An 18,548-nucleotide genomic window follows, 5' to 3' on the forward strand; every position below is an offset into this window, starting at 1 on the left:
TCATGTTCCGATCCGCATTGCTTTTGTGCGCAGGCGCCTGCCTGTTTATTTCTGGCTGCCAGACCGCTGAAAAAACCTCTGCCGCCCTGTTTGGGCCCGGCGTTGAACACGCATCACTCACACCCAGGGCGAGTACTTACAGCGACCTGAAGTCATTGCCGCCGCCCAGGGGGAAGATTGTCGCAACGGTTTACAATTTCCGCGACCAGACCGGGCAATACAAGCCGATTCCTGCCAGCTCCTTTTCCACCGCGGTAACGCAAGGTGCCACCGCCATGCTGGTGAATGCCATGAATGAATCCGGTTGGTTCATTCCGCTTGAACGGGAAGGCCTGCAGAATTTGCTTACCGAACGAAAAATTATTCGCGCCGCGCTGAAAAAGCCGGGCACCCCCACAAATAATGACGATGATTTGCCTTCTTTGCTGGCCGCCAATGTACTGATAGAGGGCGGAATTGTGGCCTATGAGTCCAACATAAAAACCGGCGGCGCTGGCGCCCGCTATTTTGGTATTGGCGCCTCAGAGCAGTACCGTACCGACCAGGTGACTGTAAACTTACGGGCTATCGACATCCGCTCCGGCAGAATCCTGCACAGCGTTCTGACCACCAAGTCAATTTTGTCCCAAGAGATCACCACCGGCGTATTCCGCTTTGTGGAATACAAACGACTGCTGGAAATCGAGGCCGGCACCACCACTAATGAGCCTGCACAACTGTGCGTTTTATCCGCCATAGAAGCAGCGCTAATACACCTGATTGTTGATGGCATCGAAAAAAATTCCTGGACGCTAATGAACAATGAAGACATCAACAATGCAACTTTAAAGCAATATATGTCGGCTAAACCTGCGCTGCAAAAACAAACGTAGAAGTACAGACGTACCGCCAAAAAAGTAAACTAATGTAAATCTAATACAGGGACGTATTTTTGATCATAAAAAAACATTAGATACTGATCAGTCACAAAAAACATTTTCAGTCTTCTGTTGGATAGTTAGCGGTTTTTTAACAACAGAGAATGAGGCTCCACTGTGACGGAGTTCAAATCCCATGGATGGTTTTAGCGCAATGACGCGCTGGCAAAAAACAATAACAACACCGCTATACATCGGCTGCCTCGCGCTCGCGTTCAGTCTCAACGCGGCAGCCTCGCCGGACCTGGGCGCCGGCGATCTGGATGCACTCTTCAGCGAGCTGCCGAGCCATGCCAATCACGCGGCGCTGGTCGAGCAACTCGGTAGCGTCAACAGTGCAGACATCCAACAAAGCGGCATTGGGCAACGCGTCGCACTGGTTCAATCCGGGTACAACCAACACGCCTCTGTGCAACAGCTGGGTGACAACCACTCAGCACGGGTTTCCCAGCAAGGTGAAGACAATCTCTTGTTCCTGATCCAATCCGGCTCGCTCAATCAGCTGGTGCTCCAGCAATCGGGCTTCGCCAACAGTGCGAATGTGCATCAGGACGGCAGCGCCAACACGGCGACCATTCAGCAACAAGGTAATCAGAATTCCGTTGTGTTGCAGCAGTACGGCAATCACCACGCCGCCAGCATAACGCAGTACGGAGACCAGTTATCGGTCTCTGTTCGTCAATCGCAGTAAATCCATCAATGAGGAAGATGCTATGAAAAAATTGATCAACCCTTTAGCCATTGCCATCGCATTGGCATCTACCGGCGCACTCGCAGACGGCAATATGGCGTCGGTTACCCAGTTCGGCGAATACAACGATGCCACCGTAGACCAGATCGGCACCACCGAAGCCCAGGCCAGCATCAACCAGTCTGGCTCAGAAAATGGTGCCGCAATTGTGCAGAGCAATTCAACCGCGCCGATGTATGCTCTGATCGACACACAAGGCAACCAGAACCGTGCGGCGATCGCGCAGGACGACAGCTGGTATGCCAACGCAACTGTTTACCAGGTGGGTGACGACAACCGCGCCGAGATTTCCCAGGTAGCTATTTCCGACGACTCGTCAGCAGGAATCTACCAATTCAATGCCACCGGTAACGACGCGGAGATTTCGCAGGAATTCGCCTTCCTGTCTAGCGCAAACATCACCCAGGATACCACCGACATGTCCTCCGCTCAGGTTGAGCAGGTTGACGGCATGGGCCTTAACGCAAGCATTTTCCAAAACAACACCTACGGTGATCAGGCCTACATCTTCCAGACCGGTGCCTTCCAGACCGCGTCAATTTATCAGGATGATGCCTGGCTCTCCGGTGCCTACATCAGCCAGGAAGGCCAAGGCCACAACGCAAGCATCAGCCAGACCGCAATCTCCGATCTGGCAACCGCGGACATCGCACAAACCGGTGCAAATAACAGTGCCAGCATTGGTCAGGACGGCTCACTGTTCAGCGAAGCCTACGTCGCTCAATCCGGCGAATCCAACAGCACCAATGTGTATCAGGGTCCGCAAGGTATTCATCTGGCATTGGTCGATCAGGACGGCTTAGGTAACAGCGCGTGGGTTAACCAGTACGGTATTGCCGACACTGCGCTGGTAAGCCAGAACGGTGAAGGCCTGTATGCCGATGTGTATCAGTCAGGCGACCTGAATGATGCCATCGTGGATCAGTCCGGCATGTACAACCAAACCTATATTTCTCAGTACGGCATGGGTATGGATGGCATGAATAACACGGTATTTGTTCAGCAAACCGGTGCTTATGATTATGCCAATGTGGTACAGGGCGGCGGCTCCGGCAACAACATCAGCGTTATCCAGAACTAAGCCTCGGGGCAGGGCCGCAATGGCCCTGCCCTTTTCCCTTCCTTACCTGACACCCCTCCGCCCCTTCGCTATAATCGACCGCTTTGTGATCCCATAGAGAGCAGTCAGCAGTGGATACCATTCTGGTTCGCGGCGCCCGCACCCATAACCTCAAGAACATCGACCTCGACATCCCGCGCGACAAGCTGGTGGTGATTACCGGGCTATCCGGTTCGGGGAAGTCTTCACTCGCATTTGATACGCTCTATGCCGAAGGCCAGCGCCGCTACGTGGAGTCTCTGTCCACCTATGCGCGCCAGTTTTTGTCCATGATGGAAAAGCCCGACGTGGATCACGTGGAGGGCCTGAGCCCCGCCATCTCCATCGAGCAGAAATCCACCTCGCACAACCCCCGCTCCACGGTGGGCACGATCACTGAAATCTATGACTACCTGCGCCTGCTGTACGCGCGCGTGGGTGAGCCCCGCTGCCCGGAACACGGGGAACCTCTCGCCGCCCAAACCGTCAGCGAAATGGTGGATCAGGTGCTGGCCCTGCCGGAAGGCAGCAAAATCATGTTGCTGGCGCCCTTGGTCAAAGACCGCAAAGGTGAGCACTTACATATTCTGGAACAGCTGAAACGCGACGGTTTTATCCGCGCCCGCATCGACGGCCTGGTGGTGGATCTGGACGATGCACCGAAACTCGACAAAAAGAAAAAACACACCATTGAAGTGGTGGTCGATCGCTTTAAGGTCAAGGCAGATTTACAGCTGCGTTTGGCTGAATCGTTCGAAACGGCCCTCAATCTCGCTGACGGCCAAGCCCTGATCAGCTACATGGACGGCGACGGTGACGACCGTATTTTCAGCGCCAAACACGCCTGTCCCATCTGCGATTACAGCCTCGCCGAACTGGAACCCCGGCTGTTTTCCTTCAACAATCCGGCCGGTGCCTGCCCCAGCTGTGACGGCCTGGGTGTGCGCCAGTATTTTGATGAAGACAAGATAATTCACGACCCGGAACTGACCCTGGCCGAAGGTGCCATCCGCGGCTGGGACAGACGCAATGTGTATTATTTCCACATGCTCACAAGCCTTGCCGAACACTATGGATTCTCCATTGATGTGCCGTGGAAAAAACTGAAGAAGAAAGACCAGACGGCGGTGCTGCAGGGCTCGGGCGATACGGAGGTATCCTTCCGCTACGTCAACGACCGGGGCGATATCTACCAACGCACCCACCGCTTTGAAGGCGTGATTCCCAATATGGAACGGCGCTATCGCGACACCGATTCCAATATGGTGCGCGAAGACCTGGCCAAATTCCTGTCGCACCAGAATTGCCCTGAATGCCAGGGCACCCGTTTGCGCCGCGATGCCCGCCATGTATTTGTGGACAACCGCACCCTGCCCGACATCACCTCACTGCCCGTGGGCGAGGCGTTCGATTATTTCTCGTCCCTGAGCTTCACGGGTCGCAAACAGGAAATCGCCAGCAAGGTGTTGAAAGAGTTGCGCGACCGCTTCCAGTTTCTGGTGGACGTGGGCCTGAATTATCTCACCCTGAACCGCAGTGCTGAAACCCTTTCCGGCGGCGAAGCACAGCGCATCCGGCTCGCGAGCCAGATCGGTGCTGGCCTGGTGGGCGTGATGTACATTCTGGATGAACCCAGCATCGGCCTGCACCAGCGCGATAATGAGCGCTTACTGCGCACACTGACACACCTGCGCGATCTGGGTAACACGGTGATCGTGGTGGAGCACGACGAGGATGCCATCCGCGCCGCCGACTTCCTGATCGATATCGGCCCCGGCGCCGGCGTGCACGGGGGAGAGGTGGTGGCTGCCGGCACCTACAAGCAGGTCATCAAAGCGAAAAACTCGCTCACTGCCGATTACCTCTCAGGCCGCAAATCCATTGCCGTGCCGGCCAAACGTACGCCTTACAACGCCAAAGAAGAGCTGGTACTCGCCGGCGCCACCGGCAACAACCTGAAAAACGTCACGCTTACCCTCCCGGTGGGACTCATGACCTGTGTCACCGGGGTTTCGGGCTCGGGTAAATCCACGCTGATCAATGCCACCCTCTATCCCCTGGCAGCAACAGCGCTGAACAAGGCCACCACCCTGAAAGCGGCCGAGCACACATCCGTGCAGGGCCTGGAGCATTTCGACAAGTGCGTGGATATCGACCAGAGCCCCATTGGCCGCACACCGCGCTCCAACCCGGCCACCTACACCGGTATTTTCACTCCCATCCGCGACCTGTTTGCCGGCACCCAGGAAGCCCGCTCGCGCGGCTACAAGCCCGGGCGCTTCAGTTTTAACGTTAAAGGCGGACGCTGCGAGGCCTGCCAGGGCGACGGCGTAACCAAAGTGGAAATGCATTTCCTGCCCGATGTGTTCGTGCCGTGCGACGTGTGTAAAGGCAAACGCTACAACCGGGAAACGCTGGAGATCAAATTCAAAGGCAAAAACATCCATGAGGTGCTGGACCTCACGGTAGAAGACGCGCGCGAGTTTTTCGATGCGGTGCCCGCCATTGCTAAAAAACTGCAAACCCTGATGGATGTTGGCCTGTCCTACATCCGCTTGGGGCAGGCAGCCACCACGCTCTCGGGCGGTGAAGCCCAGCGGGTCAAACTGTCGCGGGAATTGTCAAAACGCGATACCGGTAAAACCCTGTACATCCTCGATGAGCCGACTACAGGCCTGCACTTCTACGACATCCAGCAGCTGCTGAACGTGTTGCACCGCCTGCGCGATCACGGCAATACCGTGGTGGTAATCGAGCACAACCTGGACGTGATCAAAACCGCCGACTGGGTGGTGGACTTAGGCCCCGAAGGCGGCAGCGGCGGCGGTGAAATCATCGTCACCGGCACCCCGGAGGATGTGGCGAAGGCAAAGCACTCCCATACGGGCCGCTTTCTTAAACCTCTGCTGGCAGCCCAGAAGCCCAAAGCAAAAGCAAAGAAGAAGTAGCTCGAACGACTCGGTCGGACCAGACTCGGTCGGACCAGACTCGGTCGGACTAGACTCCCCCATGCTAAAGCACTAAGTGCTTAGCCCTTGGTGCTTTAGCATGAGGGAGTCTGACCCCGAACTTACGGGGCTACTCCAAGGCCCTGAGTTTTTCAGCCACAGGCGCCATCAGCGTCTCGAAGTGCCGCCAGCGACCTATAGACCGGGTGTGCGGTTTTTCGCGCACCTGAGCAGCGCTGGCTGTGGCTACGGTTTGTTTTTGCTGGTAATAAGCGAGGCAGTCAGGCTCCATGGACAACCCCAGGCGCTGAAGCAACTGCGGTACCTGTTGATGAGGGTCGGCGACCAGATCCTCATATTTCACTTCAACCAATCGATCACCCAGCAAGCTACGCCAGTGCGCCATCAGCCGATGGTAGCCCAGGTAGTAATCTGCCAATGCGTCCAGGTCATAGGAGAAGGGATAAGCACCGGCAAACAGTTGTTTGTAGATGGCAAAGCAGGCATCCAGGGGATCGCGCAGCACGTGCACAAACCGGCCATGCGGGAAAGCCTTGGCCAAAAGCCCCAAGTAATAGAAGTTTCCGGGCAGCTTGTCTGTGCGTAAGCCACCGGGTAAGCCGAGATAGGCGGAGGCCTGCCAATACCCCTGCGCCACCGCCACAGGGTCAATGCCCGCACTGGCTGCAGCGATAGCGGGATTCAGTGCCTGCGACGCTTTGAGGCCTGTGAGCTGCTTGGTGACCAGACCCACAAATTGAAGTTCGCCAGCGCTGGTCACCGAAGAGTGTGCAGATAATATGCTATCGATCAGGGTGGAGCCGGTGCGCGGCAACCCGACGATGAACAGCGGCTCAGTGCCTTCAGTGTTCCCGGCCGGCGCAGCCGCCGGTGTTTTTTGCCACCAATCGGCGTCAAAGCCACGTATCAACGCATCTACGGTCAGCTTCTCATCGGCACCGCTGTAGGGAGGCGCCACTGCCTGAGCGGCTTCAGCGGCCCGCTGATAGGTATTAGCGGCCCGGGGCCAGTCCTGCTCGTCTTCGTACCACTTGGCTAATGCATAGTAGCCATATGCCTGATTCAAAGGCCCTTGCCACCGGGGTAAGCGATCGCCGACTAACTTAATGGCGGCTTGTCGATCGATACCCGACAAACGCGAATACTGCCACCAGGCGCGAGGATGATCCGGCGACAGCGCCAGCAGGGCCTCGAGCGATTCCTTTGCCAGGAAAGTTTCACCATTGAACAGGGCGCAGGCCGACAAATTGCTCAGGTATTCCGCGTGGCTGGGCACCGCGCTGACAGCGGCCCGGTAGAGCGGTAAAGCCTCGGCGTGACAGCCGATGTGCGTCAGCACCGAGCCGGCCAGATCCTGTAACCAGGGCTTGCCGCGAATATCGTCAGCCGCCAATCGCACCAGTTGGCAGGCTCGTGCGTGATCGCCAGTGCGCACCAAGCAACGCGCCAGCTGAATGGCAGCATCACAACGGTTTTGATCCAGCTGCAAGGCCCGCTCAAACGCTTTGGCGGCCAGCGCAAACTTTTCTGCCTGACCGGCCAACACACCCGCCACATAGTGACCGTCGGGCGCCTGCGGGAACCGGCTTAACCATTGCTTGCAGAGTTGCTGCAATTGGGGGCCGTTTTCCTGTGCCAAAGCCTGGCGGGTTTGATCTAGGAGGTGGTTTTGAGAGGTCATGATGTCTATTTTTAAAAATTGGTGGTGGAATGCGCTGGCGCTTATTCCACCCTACCAGATTGCGCGCGTTTCCGTAGGGTGGAATAAGCGACAGCGCATTCCACCACACCAGCCCGCACACATTTCGTAGGATGGAATAAGCGATAGCGCATTCCACCACACCAACCCGCACACATTCCGTAGGGTGGAAGAAGCGCCAGCGCATTCCACCACACCAGCCAGCACACATTCCGTAGGGTGGAATAAGCGCCAGCGCATTCCACCACCCAAAACATCCCTATAAAAAAGGCGGGCTCTGCGCCCGCCTTTAATCACACTTTACTGGCAATCAGAAACGGTAACCCGCTTCCAGACCAATCAGGCGCGGGGTGCCCACGTAGCGGAACGAACCGCGCTCGCCATAGCGAGCCTCACCGCGCGCACCATTTTCATAGTACTCGTTGGTGAGGTTGTCCACATACAGCTTCACATGCCACTGATCGCGAACATAGTCAGCACTCACGTTCAGCAGGCCGTAACTGTCCAGCTCTACATAGTCGCCATTGTTGGCGATGGTGTCATTGAGCTGGGTTTTGACCTCATCTTTCCAGTAGTAGTTGCCGCGCAACACTAACTCGGCACTGTCGAGCGGGATGGCGTAATCAGCCGCCAGGTTAAATTGCAGCTCCGGAACACCGGGGAAGCTGTCACCCTTGAGACCATCGATTTCCGGTGCGTCTTCGGTGAGCTGGGTATCGTAATAAGTAATCCAACCATCGAAACGCAAGCGTTCAGTCGCGTGCGCTTGCAGGGTCAGCTCAAGCCCGTTGATCTCACCCTGCTGTCCATTTTTGATGATGTTGAGCGCATTGACCTCCGACTTGGTAGGTACCTGCAGGTCGGTCCAGTCAATCTGGAACAGCGCCGCGTTGAAAGTGACCCGACCATCCACCCAGGTGGAGCGCAGACCGATCTCCTTGTTTAACGCTTTATCCGGCTGGTAGGTTTTTTCTCCCGGCAACAGACCAGGTCCCACATTGACACCACCGCGACGGAAGCCTTCGGCGAGCGTGCCATACAGCATCATGTCTTCGGTGATGTTGTAGGATGCGTTCAGCTTACCCACGGTGTCTTTTACCGTACCCTTACCCGAATCACACTCCGGCTCAATCGGCGATGGGCGGGTATAGAACCAGTAGATGGGAATCACCGTGCAATCTTCTTTGATGTCCAGTGTCTGCTCGAAACTACGCAACCCGGCAGTGACCTGAAACTCATCGGTAAAATTGAAGGTCACCTCACCAAACACGGCCTTTTCGGTAAACCGGCTGTCGCTGGTCGCCTGATACTCGATTTCACCCCAACCGGTATCGATACCGGCCCAATCCTGATAGCCCGGCGTGAACTCAGTGGAAGACCCCTCGGAATCTTCCTGCTCGTAATAGAAACCGGCAATCCAGTCGATCATCCCGTCACCGGTCGACAGGAAGCGAGTCTCGTGCACCAGTGCATCGGTTTTATCCACTTCCCGGGTGAATGCAGAAAACTCAGGAAAATTAGCGTAGCCAGGATAGATATCCACGACCAGCAAGTCGGTCTGATCGCGTTGACCCTCACCGTCGAAATTAGCCAGTGATGTGGTGGAAAAAATTTCAACGTATTCCGTTTCCCAGTCAAACTCCACGTTAGCCACGCTGTCTTTGGCATCGTAGGGCTCAACATAACGCATGGCCGAGTGGTATTTATTGCCGGTAAACAGTTCATTACCGGCTTGCCGGCCACCGGCCTGCTGATCCTGCTGGAAGTAGTTCACCTGCAGGTAGAATTCGTCGGTGGGCTCCCAACGCAGCGACGCGCGCACGGACGTGGTTTGCTCGTCATTGGCGTCTTCAACCACGCGGGTGTTATTGGATACACCCGGCTCAGTGAGCACCTCGGTATAATCGATGAAACCGGCGTCGTCCAGATAGCCAACGGCAAAACGTGCCGCAACGGTTTCACTCAGAGGGAGATTCAGCACCGCGTTGGTTTCGTAAGAAAGCCCGCTGCTTTCGGCATTCTGGCTGATCTTGCCGTACACCTCACCCTCGATGGCTTCGGTGGAAGGCTTATTGAGGATATAGCGGACAGTACCGCCCATGGCACCACGACCGTACAGTGTTCCCTGTGGCCCGCGCAGTACTTCGATGCGCTCCACATCGATCAGCTTCATGTCGATCAGCAACGGGGTATCGTTAACGTAACGGGAAATAATGTCCTTGCCGCCCTGATTCTCTGACGCCTGCAGACCGCCTATATTCATACCCCGGAGGGTGACCAGACTCAGACCGCGCGCGCCGGCATCCACCATTTGCATGCCGGGCACAAACTGCGCCATTTTCGATAAACTGGTTGCACCCACTTCGCGCATGCTGTCACCACTGACAGCGGTGATGTTGTAAGGAATGTCCTGAACACCCTCTGCCCTGCGGGTAGCGGTTACAACCACCTCTTCGATATTGAATACACTTTCTTCCTGAGCCACTACAACACCCGGAACACCCAGCGTGGTGATCGCCAGGGCCTGGCTCAATAAACGGCGCTTAAACATGCGTCTCTCCTCGTTTTTATAATGCGGGCTGCCCCACTTTGGTACTAGCGAGCCTATCGGTAGATCCACACCAGACACAAGCGTGACTCTACGGGCGCTGTAATTGCGTGTCGCTTTTTGGCAACTTTATGCCATTTATTCAATTTAAGCTGCCAATGGGGATAATGCGAGCGACTTGCGACAATTTGCGGGCATAAAAAAACCGGGCAGAGCCCGGTTTTTTCAGTTGATCGCGCCTTATTCAGCCGCGTCTTCAACTTTAGCAGTGCGATCCACCAGCTCAACGTAAGCCATGGGTGCTTTATCACCAGCACGCAGACCACACTTGAGGATGCGGATGTAACCACCTGGACGACCTTCGAAACGCGGGCCCAGCTCGTTGAACAACTTGCCTACGGCTTTGTCGTTGCTCAGACGGCTGAACGCCAGACGGCGGTTTGCAACGCTGTCTGATTTGGCCAGAGTAATCAAAGGCTCAACTACGCGACGCAGTTCCTTGGCCTTAGGCAGGGTGGTTTTAATCAGTTCATGCTCAACCAGTGAAATCGCCATGTTCTTGAACATAGCCTTGCGGTGTGAGCTTGTACGATTCAGTTTACGGCCACTATGACGATGACGCATGACGCTAAATCCTATCAGTTCTGATTGCTATCACAGCAAATCGTGTTAGGCGCGGACGAGTCCGCGCAAAATCTATTAGTTACTTACCGTCGGTGCGGAGCTCGGCCGGGGGCCAGTTTTCCAGACGCATACCCAAAGACAGACCGCGAGACGCAAGGATGTCTTTGATTTCAGTAAGTGACTTTTTACCCAGGTTCGGGGTCTTCAACAGCTCAACTTCAGTGCGCTGAATCAGATCGCCGATGTAGTAAATGTTTTCCGCTTTCAGACAGTTGGCTGAACGTACGGTAAGTTCCAGATCGTCTACTGGACGCAGCAGCACTGGATCGATGGGCGGCTCTTCTGGCTTGGCGCCAGCAGTGGTACCCACATCTTCCAGGTCTACAAACACGGCCAGCTGCTGCTGCAGAATGGTGGCAGCGCGACGGATGGCTTCTTCCGGCTCAATTGTGCCGTTAGTTTCCAGATCCAGAACCAGCTTATCCAGGTCGGTGCGCTGCTCAACACGTGCACTTTCTACCGAGTAAGCCAAACGCTTAACGGGGCTGAAAGACGCATCCAACTGCAAGCGCCCAATCGCGCGAGTTTCTTCCTCATCGCTATGACGCTGGTCAGCGGGTTCGTAACCGCGGCCGCGGGCCACGGTAATCTTCATGTTGAGGGCCTTGTCGCCGGTGATATTGGCGATCACGTGCTCGGGATTCTTGATCTCGACTTCGTGGTCAACCTGGATATCGCCGGCAGTTACTACGCCCGCACCTTTTTTGGACAGGGTCAGTTCAACCTGATCCTTACCGTGCATAACCACTGCCACGCCTTTCAGGTTCAGCAGGATTTCAATTACGTCTTCCTGCACGCCTTCAATCGCGCTGTATTCGTGTTGTACACCATCGATTTTCACTTCTGTGATGGCACAACCGGGCATGGAAGACAACAAAATGCGACGCAGCGCATTGCCCAGGGTGTGACCAAAACCACGCTCCAGAGGCTCCAACACCACCTTTGAGCGGGTGGGGCTCAGCTCGGTAACGTTGATCTGGCGCGGTGTAAATAACTCGTTTACTGCACTCTGCATAGCCGTTCCTGTTAGCGGTTAATTACTTGGAGTAAAGTTCAACGATCAGGTTTTCGTTGATGTCTGCAGGCAGATCAATACGATCGGGAACCCGCTTAAAGGTGCCCTCTTTCTTGTCTGCACTCACATCAACCCACTCAACGTCTGCACGCTGAGCTGCCAGAGTCAGGGCGTTCTGAATACGCAACTGATTCTTGGCCTTTTCGCGAACGGCAACTACATCGCCTTCGGAAACCTGGAAAGACGGGATGTTAACGGACTTGCCATTAACCAGGATCGCCTTGTGAGATACCAGCTGGCGGCTCTCGGAACGGGTAGAACCGAAGCCCATGCGGTAAACCACGTTATCCAAACGGGTTTCCAGCAGCTTCAACAGGTTTTCACCGGTTGCGCCCTTACGGCGAGCTGCTTCTTTGTAGTAACCACGGAATTGCTTTTCCAGAATGCCGTAGATACGACGAACTTTCTGCTTTTCACGCAGCTGCACACCGTAGTCTGACAGACGGCCACGGCGCTGGCCGTGCATTCCGGGTGCGGTTTCTGCTTTACACTTTGAATCCAGCGGGCGGGCGCCACTTTTCAGGAACAGGTCAGTTCCTTCGCGACGGGCCAGCTTACACTTTGGTCCGATATAACGTGCCATTGTTCAGTCCCCTTAAACGCGACGCTTCTTGGAAGGACGACAGCCATTGTGTGGAATGGGCGTGACGTCAGTGATGTTGGTGATCTTGTAACCAACATTATTCAGCGCGCGAACAGCTGATTCGCGGCCTGGGCCTGGGCCCTTTACTTCCACGTCCAGGTTCTTCAGGCCGTACTCTTGTGCGGCTTGACCAGCGCGCTCAGCGGCTACCTGGGCTGCGAACGGGGTGCTTTTACGTGAACCACGGAAACCTGAACCACCGGCAGTTGCCCAGGACAAGGTGTTGCCCTGACGGTCGGTGATGGTCACGATGGTGTTGTTAAAAGACGCATGGATGTGGGCAACGCCGTCAACCACGGTCTTTTTGACCTTCTTGCGAACAGTCTTATTACTTGGCTTGGCCATAGCAATCTCTTCCTAAACCTTTGGTTACCGAAAAGCCAATTACTTCTTAATTGGCTTGCGCGGACCCTTACGGGTACGGGCGTTAGTCTTGGTGCGCTGACCGTGTACCGGCAGGTTGCGACGATGACGCAAACCGCGGAAACAACCCAGATCCATCAAACGCTTGATGTTCATGTTGATTTCACGACGCAGATCACCTTCTACGGTGCGCTTGGCGACTTCGCCACGCAATACGTCCAGCTGCTCTTCAGACAGGTCACCCACCTTGGTGGTTTCAGCGATGCCGGTGTCTGCCAGGATTTTCTGGGCAGTGGTACGGCCGATGCCAAACACATAGGTCAAGGAGATAACCGCATGTTTGTTATCTGGAATGTTTACTCCAGCAATACGGGCCATTCAAATTACTCCGATAAGTACAAATTTGCGGCGCTGACAGCATAGACGTCACCTACCACACGAAAAGGCGCGGGAGGATAGCGAAAATACCAGCAAAAAGCAATAGCCCGAGGATTGCTCCCCGGGCGACAGTCAACGCCCCCAAAGCCCCTGAGGCCAGGCCTCACGGGGTTTTGCCAGCACCAGACAAGGTACCGGCAGGCGAAAATTAACCCTGACGCTGCTTGTGGCGCGGCTCAACGCTGCAGATTACCCGCAGAACACCGTTGCGCTTAACCATTTTACAGTTGCGGCAAACTTTCTTAACTGAAGCACGAACTTTCATTTTCTACCTCGCTCAATTCACCCTGACCCTTAGCGGCCAAAGCTCTTCAAGTTAGACTTCTTCATCAGTGAGTCATACTGATGGGAATAAAGGTGGGCCTGAACCTGAGACATAAAGTCCATGATAACCACCACCACGATCAACAACGATGTACCGCCCAAGTAGAAAGGCACATTGGTGAATACGATCAAAAACTGTGGCAACAAACACACCGCTGCCATGTACAGAGAGCCAACCACGGTTAAACGGGTCAACACCTGGTCAATATATTTGGCCGACTGCTCACCCGGGCGGATACCCGGAATGTAGGCACCTGACTTCTTCAGGTTGTCAGCAACTTCTTTCGGGTTAAACATCAACGCCGTGTAGAAGAAGGTAAAGAAAATAATCATGCCGGCGAACAAAATGAAATTCAGCGGCTGACCTGGACCAATGGCCAGAGCAATTTCCTGTAAAACCTCACTGCCCGCGCCGTCACCCTGACCAAACCAGCTCGAAATAGACGCTGGGAACAGCAACAAGCTGCTGGCAAAAATGGGCGGAATCACACCGGCCATGTTCACCTTCAAAGGCAGGTGAGACGACTGCGCTGGCATCGCATGACGACCCTGCTGACGTTTGGCGTAGTTAACCGTGATGCGGCGCTGACCACGCTCAACACGAACCACAAACCACACAATCAATACCGCCAGGAACGCAATGGCCAACAGCATCAGAATATGCAGATCACCCTGACGTGCGCTTTCAAACGACTGACCGATGGCACTGGGCAGGCCTGCCACAATACCGGCAAAGATCAGCATGGAAATACCGTTACCGATACCCCGCTCTGTCACTTGCTCGCCCAACCACATCATGAACACGGCGCCGGTCACCAGGGACACAACCGCGATGAAGTAGAAGCTGAATCCGGGCTCGCCACCGTACGCCTGACCGGAGAAACCCACAGCCATAGCAATACCCTGGAAAGTGGCCAGAATTACTGTGAAATAGCGAGTGTACTGGCTGATCTTGCGACGGCCTGCATCACCTTCTTTCTTCAGCTGCTCGAGCGACGGCGTCACTGCGGTCATCATCTGAATAATGATGGACGCAGAGATGTAGGGCATGATGCCCAGCGCCAGAATACTCATGCGCTCAAGCGCACCACCGGAAAACATGTTGAACAAACCCAGAATGGTGCCCTGGTTTTGGTTAAACAAGCTCGCCAGACGCTCAGGATCAAGCCCCGGCACCGGGATATGGGTCCCGATCCGGTATACAACTATCGCCAGAAACAGAAAACGAAGGCGAGCCCAAAGCTCGCCCAGTCCTTTCTGATTCCCTAATGGCAGATTACTCGCCATTCGGAACCTCGCTTTATTCTTCTACTTTACCGCCAGCGGCTTCAATCGCAGCCTTGGCACCCTTGGTAACGGCCAGACCCTTTACGGTCACGGCTTTAGTCAGTTCGCCAGACAGCATGATCTTGGCGCGCTTGATGTTGGTGCCGATAATATCAGCTTGCTTCAGCGCTTCCAAATCAATCAGCTCGCCCTCTACCTTGTTCAGCTCGCCCAGACGCACTTCGGCAGTAACACGGCCGATGCGAGAGGTAAAACCGAACTTCGGCAGGCGCTTCTGCAAAGGCATCTGACCGCCTTCGAAGCCTGGACGAACGCTGCCACCGGAGCGGGACTTCAGACCCTTGTGGCCACGGCCAGCAGTCTTACCAATACCGCTACCAATACCGCGGCCTACGCGCTTGCGCGACTTGGCGCGGCTAGGATCGGGACTCAGAGTATTCAGACGCATTGCTTACTCTCCCTCTACCTGAACCATATAGTTCACTTTGTTAATCATTCCGCGAACGGCAGCGGTGTCTTCCACTTCAACAGTGTGACCGATGCGACGCAGACCCAGGCCCTTCAGGCAGGCCTTGTGATTCTCCAGGCGGCCGATAGAGCTCTTCACCTGGGTCACTTTGACAGTTTTCTTAGCCATGGTCGTTCCAATATCTCAGTTGGTCGAGGCCTTAGCCCGTGATGTCTTCAACACTTTTGCCACGCTTGGCCGCTACGGATTCCGGAGAAACCATGGCTTTCAAGGCGTCGAAAGTGGCGCGCACTACGTTTACCGGGTTGGTAGAGCCGTAGCACTTAGACAGTACGTTTTTAACACCCGCGATTTCCAGCACGGAGCGCATTGCACCGCCGGCGATAACACCGGTACCCGCAGAGGCAGGCTGCATGTAAACCTTGGAACCACCGTGACGACCCTTGGTTGGGTACTGAAGGGTGTCGCCGTTCAGCTCAACCTGGATCATGTTGCGGCGAGCCGCTTCCATTGCCTTCTGGATTGCAACAGGCACTTCACGCGCCTTGCCGCGACCGAAGCCAACTTTGCCATTGCCATCGCCAACTACAGTCAGTGCAGTGAAGGCAAAGATACGACCGCCTTTTACGGTCTTGGCAACGCGGTTAACCTGAACCAGCTTTTCCTGCAGGCCTTCAGAGTTGGCGTCGCCACCTTTTTGTTTCTGCTCGTAAGACATGTTCTAACCTTTAGAATTCAAGGCCGGCTTCACGCGCGGCGTCGGCCAATGCTTTTACTCGACCGTGGTATTTGAAACCACTGCGGTCGAACGCTACTTTGGTCACGCCAGCGGCCTTGGCACGCTCAGCGATCAGACTGCCCACAGCCTTGGCGGCGTCCGCGTTACCGGTTTTACCGGAACGCAGATCCTTGTCCAGGGTGGAGGCACTGGCCAGTACTTTGGCGCCTTCGCCAGAAATAATCTGGGCGTAGATATGGCGCGGCGTACGGTGAATCGTCAGGCGATTTACCTTCAGCTCTGCAATCTTGGCACGAGCACGGCGTGCACGGCGCAGACGAGCAATTTTCTTGTCGTTCATAACCTAGCCCTACTTCTTCTTAGCTTCTTTACGCAGTACGTTCTCATCGGCGTAGCGAATGCCCTTGCCTTTGTAAGGCTCTGGCGGACGGAACGCACGAATCTCAGCGGCAACCTGACCCAGCAATTGCTTGTCAGCGGCTTTGAGAACAATTTCAGTCTGGCTAGGAGTCTCAGCGGTTACGCCCTCCGGCAGGGCGTAATCAACAGGGTGAGACAGGCCCAGAGCCAGGTTTACAGTTTTGCCCGCAGCTTTTGCACGGTAACCAACACCGATCAGGGTCAGCTTCTTCTCGAAACCTTCAGAAACACCCTTAACCATGTTGTTCAACAGTGCACGGGTAGTACCCGCTAATGCGTTGGACTGCTTGGCATCGTTACGCGGCGCGAAAGTCAGGGCGTTGCCGTCCTGCTTCACTTCTACATCTTTGTGTACCGCCAGAGCCAAAGTACCTTGCTTGCCTTTTACAGAAATATCCTGACCTTTCAGAGATACTTCAACGCCAGCAGGTATTTCAACCGGACTTTTTGCAACTCGTGACATGACGACTTCCCGTTAGAATACAGTGCACAGCACTTCACCGCCCACACCGGCAGAACGCGCGGCACGGTCGGTCATAACACCTTTACTGGTAGAAACGATAGCTACACCCAGTCCACCACGGACGGAGGGCAGTTCGTCTTTACCTGCGTAGTTGCGCAGGCCTGGACGGCTTACGCGATCAAGCTCGGCAATAACCGGCTTGCCTTCGTAGTATTTCAGCTCAACCGTCAGCTCTGGCTTGGCGCCTTCGCTAACACTGAAACCACCTACATAACCTTCTTCGGCCAACACACGAGCAACGCTCGCTTTCAGCTTGGAAGACGGCATAGTTACATTTGGCTTACCAACCATCTGCGCGTTGCGGATGCGGGTCAGCATATCAGCCAGAGGATCTTGCATACTCATTGGATTCTGCTCCTGAAAACAGCCGTCTTACCAGCTAGATTTAACCAGACCCGGAACGTCACCGCGCATTGCTGCTTCGCGCAACTTGTTACGGCACAGGCCGAACTTGCGGTACACGGCGTGCGGACGACCGGTCAAGCGACAGCGACGCTGCTGACGGCAGGGCGCAGAATCACGCGGCAGAGCCTGCAATTTCTGCTGAGCAGCCCAGACTTCTTCATCAGAAGAAGACGCGCTGCCGATAATGGCCTTAAGCTCAGCGCGCTTGGCAGCGAACTTAGCAACGGTTTTTGCGCGCTTTACTTCGCGTGCAATCATAGATTTCTTAGCCATGATATCTACCCTTATCCTTTGAACGGGAAGTTGAACGCTTTCAGCAGCGCGCGGCCTTCCTCATCGGTACGAGCGGTGGTAGTGATACAAATATCCAATCCACGGATTTTGTCGATTTTATCGTAATCGATTTCCGGGAAGATAATCTGCTCAGTCACGCCCATAGAAAAGTTGCCACGACCGTCGAACTGCTTGGGACTGATGCCCCGGAAGTCACGGATACGTGGGATTGCAATAGATACCAGACGGTCCAGGAACTCGTACATACGGTCCGAACGCAGGGTAACCTTACAACCGATGGGCCAGCCATCACGGATTTTAAAGCCCGCAATAGACTTGCGGCTCTTGGTTACTACTACTTTCTGACCGGCGATCTGCTCCAGGTTGGCAACAGCGTGCTCCAGCACTTTCTTGTCACCTACCGCTTCACCCACACCCATATTCAGGGTGATCTTGGTGATTCGTGGAATCTCCATCACATTGGTCAAACCCAGCTCTTTTTGAAGCTTGGGCGCGATTTCTTTCTTGTAAAGATCTTTCAGCCTAGCCATTTCTGCTTACCTGGTCTGCTTATGCGTCTACGGCTTCGCCGTTGGATTTAAAGACGCGGATTTTCTTCCCGTCTTCGAGAATTTTGAAACCAACGCGATCGGCTTTCTTGGTTGCAGGATTGAAAATTGCAACGTTTGAAACCTGGATCGGGGCTTCTTTTTCCACGATTCCGCCAGCAACACCCGCCTGCGGGTTAGGCTTCTGGTGCTTCTTGATCGTGTTGATACCAGAAACAACCAAGCGATTGTCTGTAAGCACGCGCACAACTTTGCCACGCTTGCCCTTATCGCGCCCGGCGATAACAATCACTTCGTCATCACGTTTGATCTTACGCATTTGACTGTCCTCGATTCTCTGGACTCTGGCCTGT

Annotated in this window: 22 protein-coding genes; 4 read left to right on the forward strand and 18 right to left on the reverse strand. The window is 54.9% G+C overall.

All coding sequences use genetic code 11. The annotated features are described in order from the left end of the window. Window positions 1–2 precede the first annotated feature (2 nt). The 4 genes from M5M_RS08840 (at window position 3) to uvrA (ending at window position 5,715) form a co-directional block, all read left to right on the forward strand. Window positions 3–872, forward strand: a complete 870-nt coding sequence (locus tag M5M_RS08840) for a CsgG/HfaB family protein (RefSeq protein ID WP_016389319.1) — start codon at window positions 3–5, stop codon at window positions 870–872. A gap of 181 nt (window positions 873–1,053) precedes the next feature. Then, complete coding sequence (locus M5M_RS08845) at window positions 1,054–1,608, forward strand: PPE repeat-containing protein (RefSeq protein WP_015047152.1); 555 nt, start codon at window positions 1,054–1,056, stop codon at window positions 1,606–1,608. Window positions 1,609–1,630: 22 nt separating this feature from the next. Next, window positions 1,631–2,749 (forward strand): curlin-associated protein, encoded by a 1,119-nt coding sequence (locus M5M_RS08850; protein WP_015047153.1) that lies wholly within the window; start codon window positions 1,631–1,633, stop codon window positions 2,747–2,749. Between the two features lie 110 nt (window positions 2,750–2,859). After that, complete coding sequence (uvrA, locus tag M5M_RS08855) at window positions 2,860–5,715, forward strand: excinuclease ABC subunit UvrA (RefSeq protein WP_016389320.1); 2,856 nt, start codon at window positions 2,860–2,862, stop codon at window positions 5,713–5,715. Window positions 5,716–5,845: 130 nt separating this feature from the next. Here the strand turns inward: uvrA and M5M_RS08860 are convergent, their stop codons facing one another. The 18 genes from M5M_RS08860 to rplX all read right to left on the reverse strand — a co-directional run bounded on the left by M5M_RS08860 (window position 5,846) and on the right by rplX (window position 18,514). Continuing rightward, window positions 5,846–7,417 (reverse strand): tetratricopeptide repeat-containing sulfotransferase family protein, encoded by a 1,572-nt coding sequence (locus M5M_RS08860; protein WP_015047156.1) that lies wholly within the window; start codon window positions 7,415–7,417, stop codon window positions 5,846–5,848. A gap of 328 nt (window positions 7,418–7,745) precedes the next feature. Beyond that, entirely contained in the window at window positions 7,746–9,986 is a 2,241-nt protein-coding gene (locus M5M_RS08865) for a TonB-dependent receptor (protein WP_015047157.1), read from the reverse strand. Window positions 9,987–10,223: 237 nt separating this feature from the next. Beyond that, complete coding sequence (rplQ, locus tag M5M_RS08870) at window positions 10,224–10,607, reverse strand: 50S ribosomal protein L17 (RefSeq protein ID WP_015047158.1); 384 nt, start codon at window positions 10,605–10,607, stop codon at window positions 10,224–10,226. Between the two features lie 79 nt (window positions 10,608–10,686). Next, window positions 10,687–11,682: a DNA-directed RNA polymerase subunit alpha gene (locus tag M5M_RS08875; protein WP_015047159.1), complete on the reverse strand. Its 996-nt coding sequence runs from the start codon at window positions 11,680–11,682 to the stop codon at window positions 10,687–10,689. Between the two features lie 22 nt (window positions 11,683–11,704). Further along, window positions 11,705–12,325, reverse strand: a complete 621-nt coding sequence (gene rpsD, locus M5M_RS08880) for a 30S ribosomal protein S4 (protein ID WP_015047160.1) — start codon at window positions 12,323–12,325, stop codon at window positions 11,705–11,707. Window positions 12,326–12,337: 12 nt separating this feature from the next. After that, on the reverse strand, window positions 12,338–12,730 hold the full coding sequence (gene rpsK, locus M5M_RS08885; protein WP_015047161.1) for a 30S ribosomal protein S11: 393 nt from the start codon (window positions 12,728–12,730) through the stop codon (window positions 12,338–12,340). Between the two features lie 39 nt (window positions 12,731–12,769). Further along, the gene (gene rpsM / locus M5M_RS08890; RefSeq protein ID WP_015047162.1) at window positions 12,770–13,126 is read right to left on the reverse strand and encodes a 30S ribosomal protein S13; all 357 of its coding nucleotides are present in this window, start codon (window positions 13,124–13,126) and stop codon (window positions 12,770–12,772) included. Window positions 13,127–13,334: 208 nt separating this feature from the next. After that, entirely contained in the window at window positions 13,335–13,451 is a 117-nt protein-coding gene (gene rpmJ / locus M5M_RS19870) for a 50S ribosomal protein L36 (protein WP_015047163.1), read from the reverse strand. Between the two features lie 29 nt (window positions 13,452–13,480). Then, window positions 13,481–14,797 (reverse strand): preprotein translocase subunit SecY, encoded by a 1,317-nt coding sequence (secY, locus tag M5M_RS08895; protein WP_015047164.1) that lies wholly within the window; start codon window positions 14,795–14,797, stop codon window positions 13,481–13,483. Window positions 14,798–14,810: 13 nt separating this feature from the next. Further along, window positions 14,811–15,245 carry a 50S ribosomal protein L15 gene (gene rplO, locus M5M_RS08900; RefSeq protein WP_015047165.1) on the reverse strand — a complete coding sequence of 145 codons (435 nt, stop codon included), beginning with the start codon at window positions 15,243–15,245 and terminating at the stop codon, window positions 14,811–14,813. Between the two features lie 3 nt (window positions 15,246–15,248). Next, on the reverse strand, window positions 15,249–15,434 hold the full coding sequence (rpmD, locus tag M5M_RS08905) for a 50S ribosomal protein L30 (RefSeq protein ID WP_015047166.1): 186 nt from the start codon (window positions 15,432–15,434) through the stop codon (window positions 15,249–15,251). Window positions 15,435–15,465: 31 nt separating this feature from the next. Next, the gene (gene rpsE, locus M5M_RS08910; protein ID WP_015047167.1) at window positions 15,466–15,984 is read right to left on the reverse strand and encodes a 30S ribosomal protein S5; all 519 of its coding nucleotides are present in this window, start codon (window positions 15,982–15,984) and stop codon (window positions 15,466–15,468) included. A 10-nt stretch (window positions 15,985–15,994) separates the two neighbouring features. Further along, on the reverse strand, window positions 15,995–16,345 hold the full coding sequence (rplR, locus tag M5M_RS08915) for a 50S ribosomal protein L18 (protein WP_015047168.1): 351 nt from the start codon (window positions 16,343–16,345) through the stop codon (window positions 15,995–15,997). A 9-nt stretch (window positions 16,346–16,354) separates the two neighbouring features. After that, window positions 16,355–16,888, reverse strand: coding sequence for a 50S ribosomal protein L6 (gene rplF / locus M5M_RS08920; protein ID WP_015047169.1), 534 nt, complete (start codon window positions 16,886–16,888; stop codon window positions 16,355–16,357). A gap of 12 nt (window positions 16,889–16,900) precedes the next feature. Then, window positions 16,901–17,293, reverse strand: coding sequence for a 30S ribosomal protein S8 (gene rpsH, locus M5M_RS08925; RefSeq protein WP_015047170.1), 393 nt, complete (start codon window positions 17,291–17,293; stop codon window positions 16,901–16,903). A 27-nt stretch (window positions 17,294–17,320) separates the two neighbouring features. Beyond that, a complete protein-coding gene (rpsN, locus tag M5M_RS08930; protein WP_015047171.1) occupies window positions 17,321–17,626 on the reverse strand; it encodes a 30S ribosomal protein S14 in 306 nt (101 codons plus the stop codon). Window positions 17,627–17,637: 11 nt separating this feature from the next. Next, window positions 17,638–18,177: a 50S ribosomal protein L5 gene (gene rplE, locus M5M_RS08935; RefSeq protein WP_015047172.1), complete on the reverse strand. Its 540-nt coding sequence runs from the start codon at window positions 18,175–18,177 to the stop codon at window positions 17,638–17,640. Between the two features lie 19 nt (window positions 18,178–18,196). Next, complete coding sequence (rplX, locus tag M5M_RS08940) at window positions 18,197–18,514, reverse strand: 50S ribosomal protein L24 (protein ID WP_015047173.1); 318 nt, start codon at window positions 18,512–18,514, stop codon at window positions 18,197–18,199. Window positions 18,515–18,548: the final 34 nt, after the last annotated feature.

It is taken from the genome of Simiduia agarivorans SA1 = DSM 21679 (assembly GCF_000305785.2).
GTDB classification, from domain to species: Bacteria; Pseudomonadota; Gammaproteobacteria; order Pseudomonadales; family Cellvibrionaceae; genus Simiduia; species Simiduia agarivorans.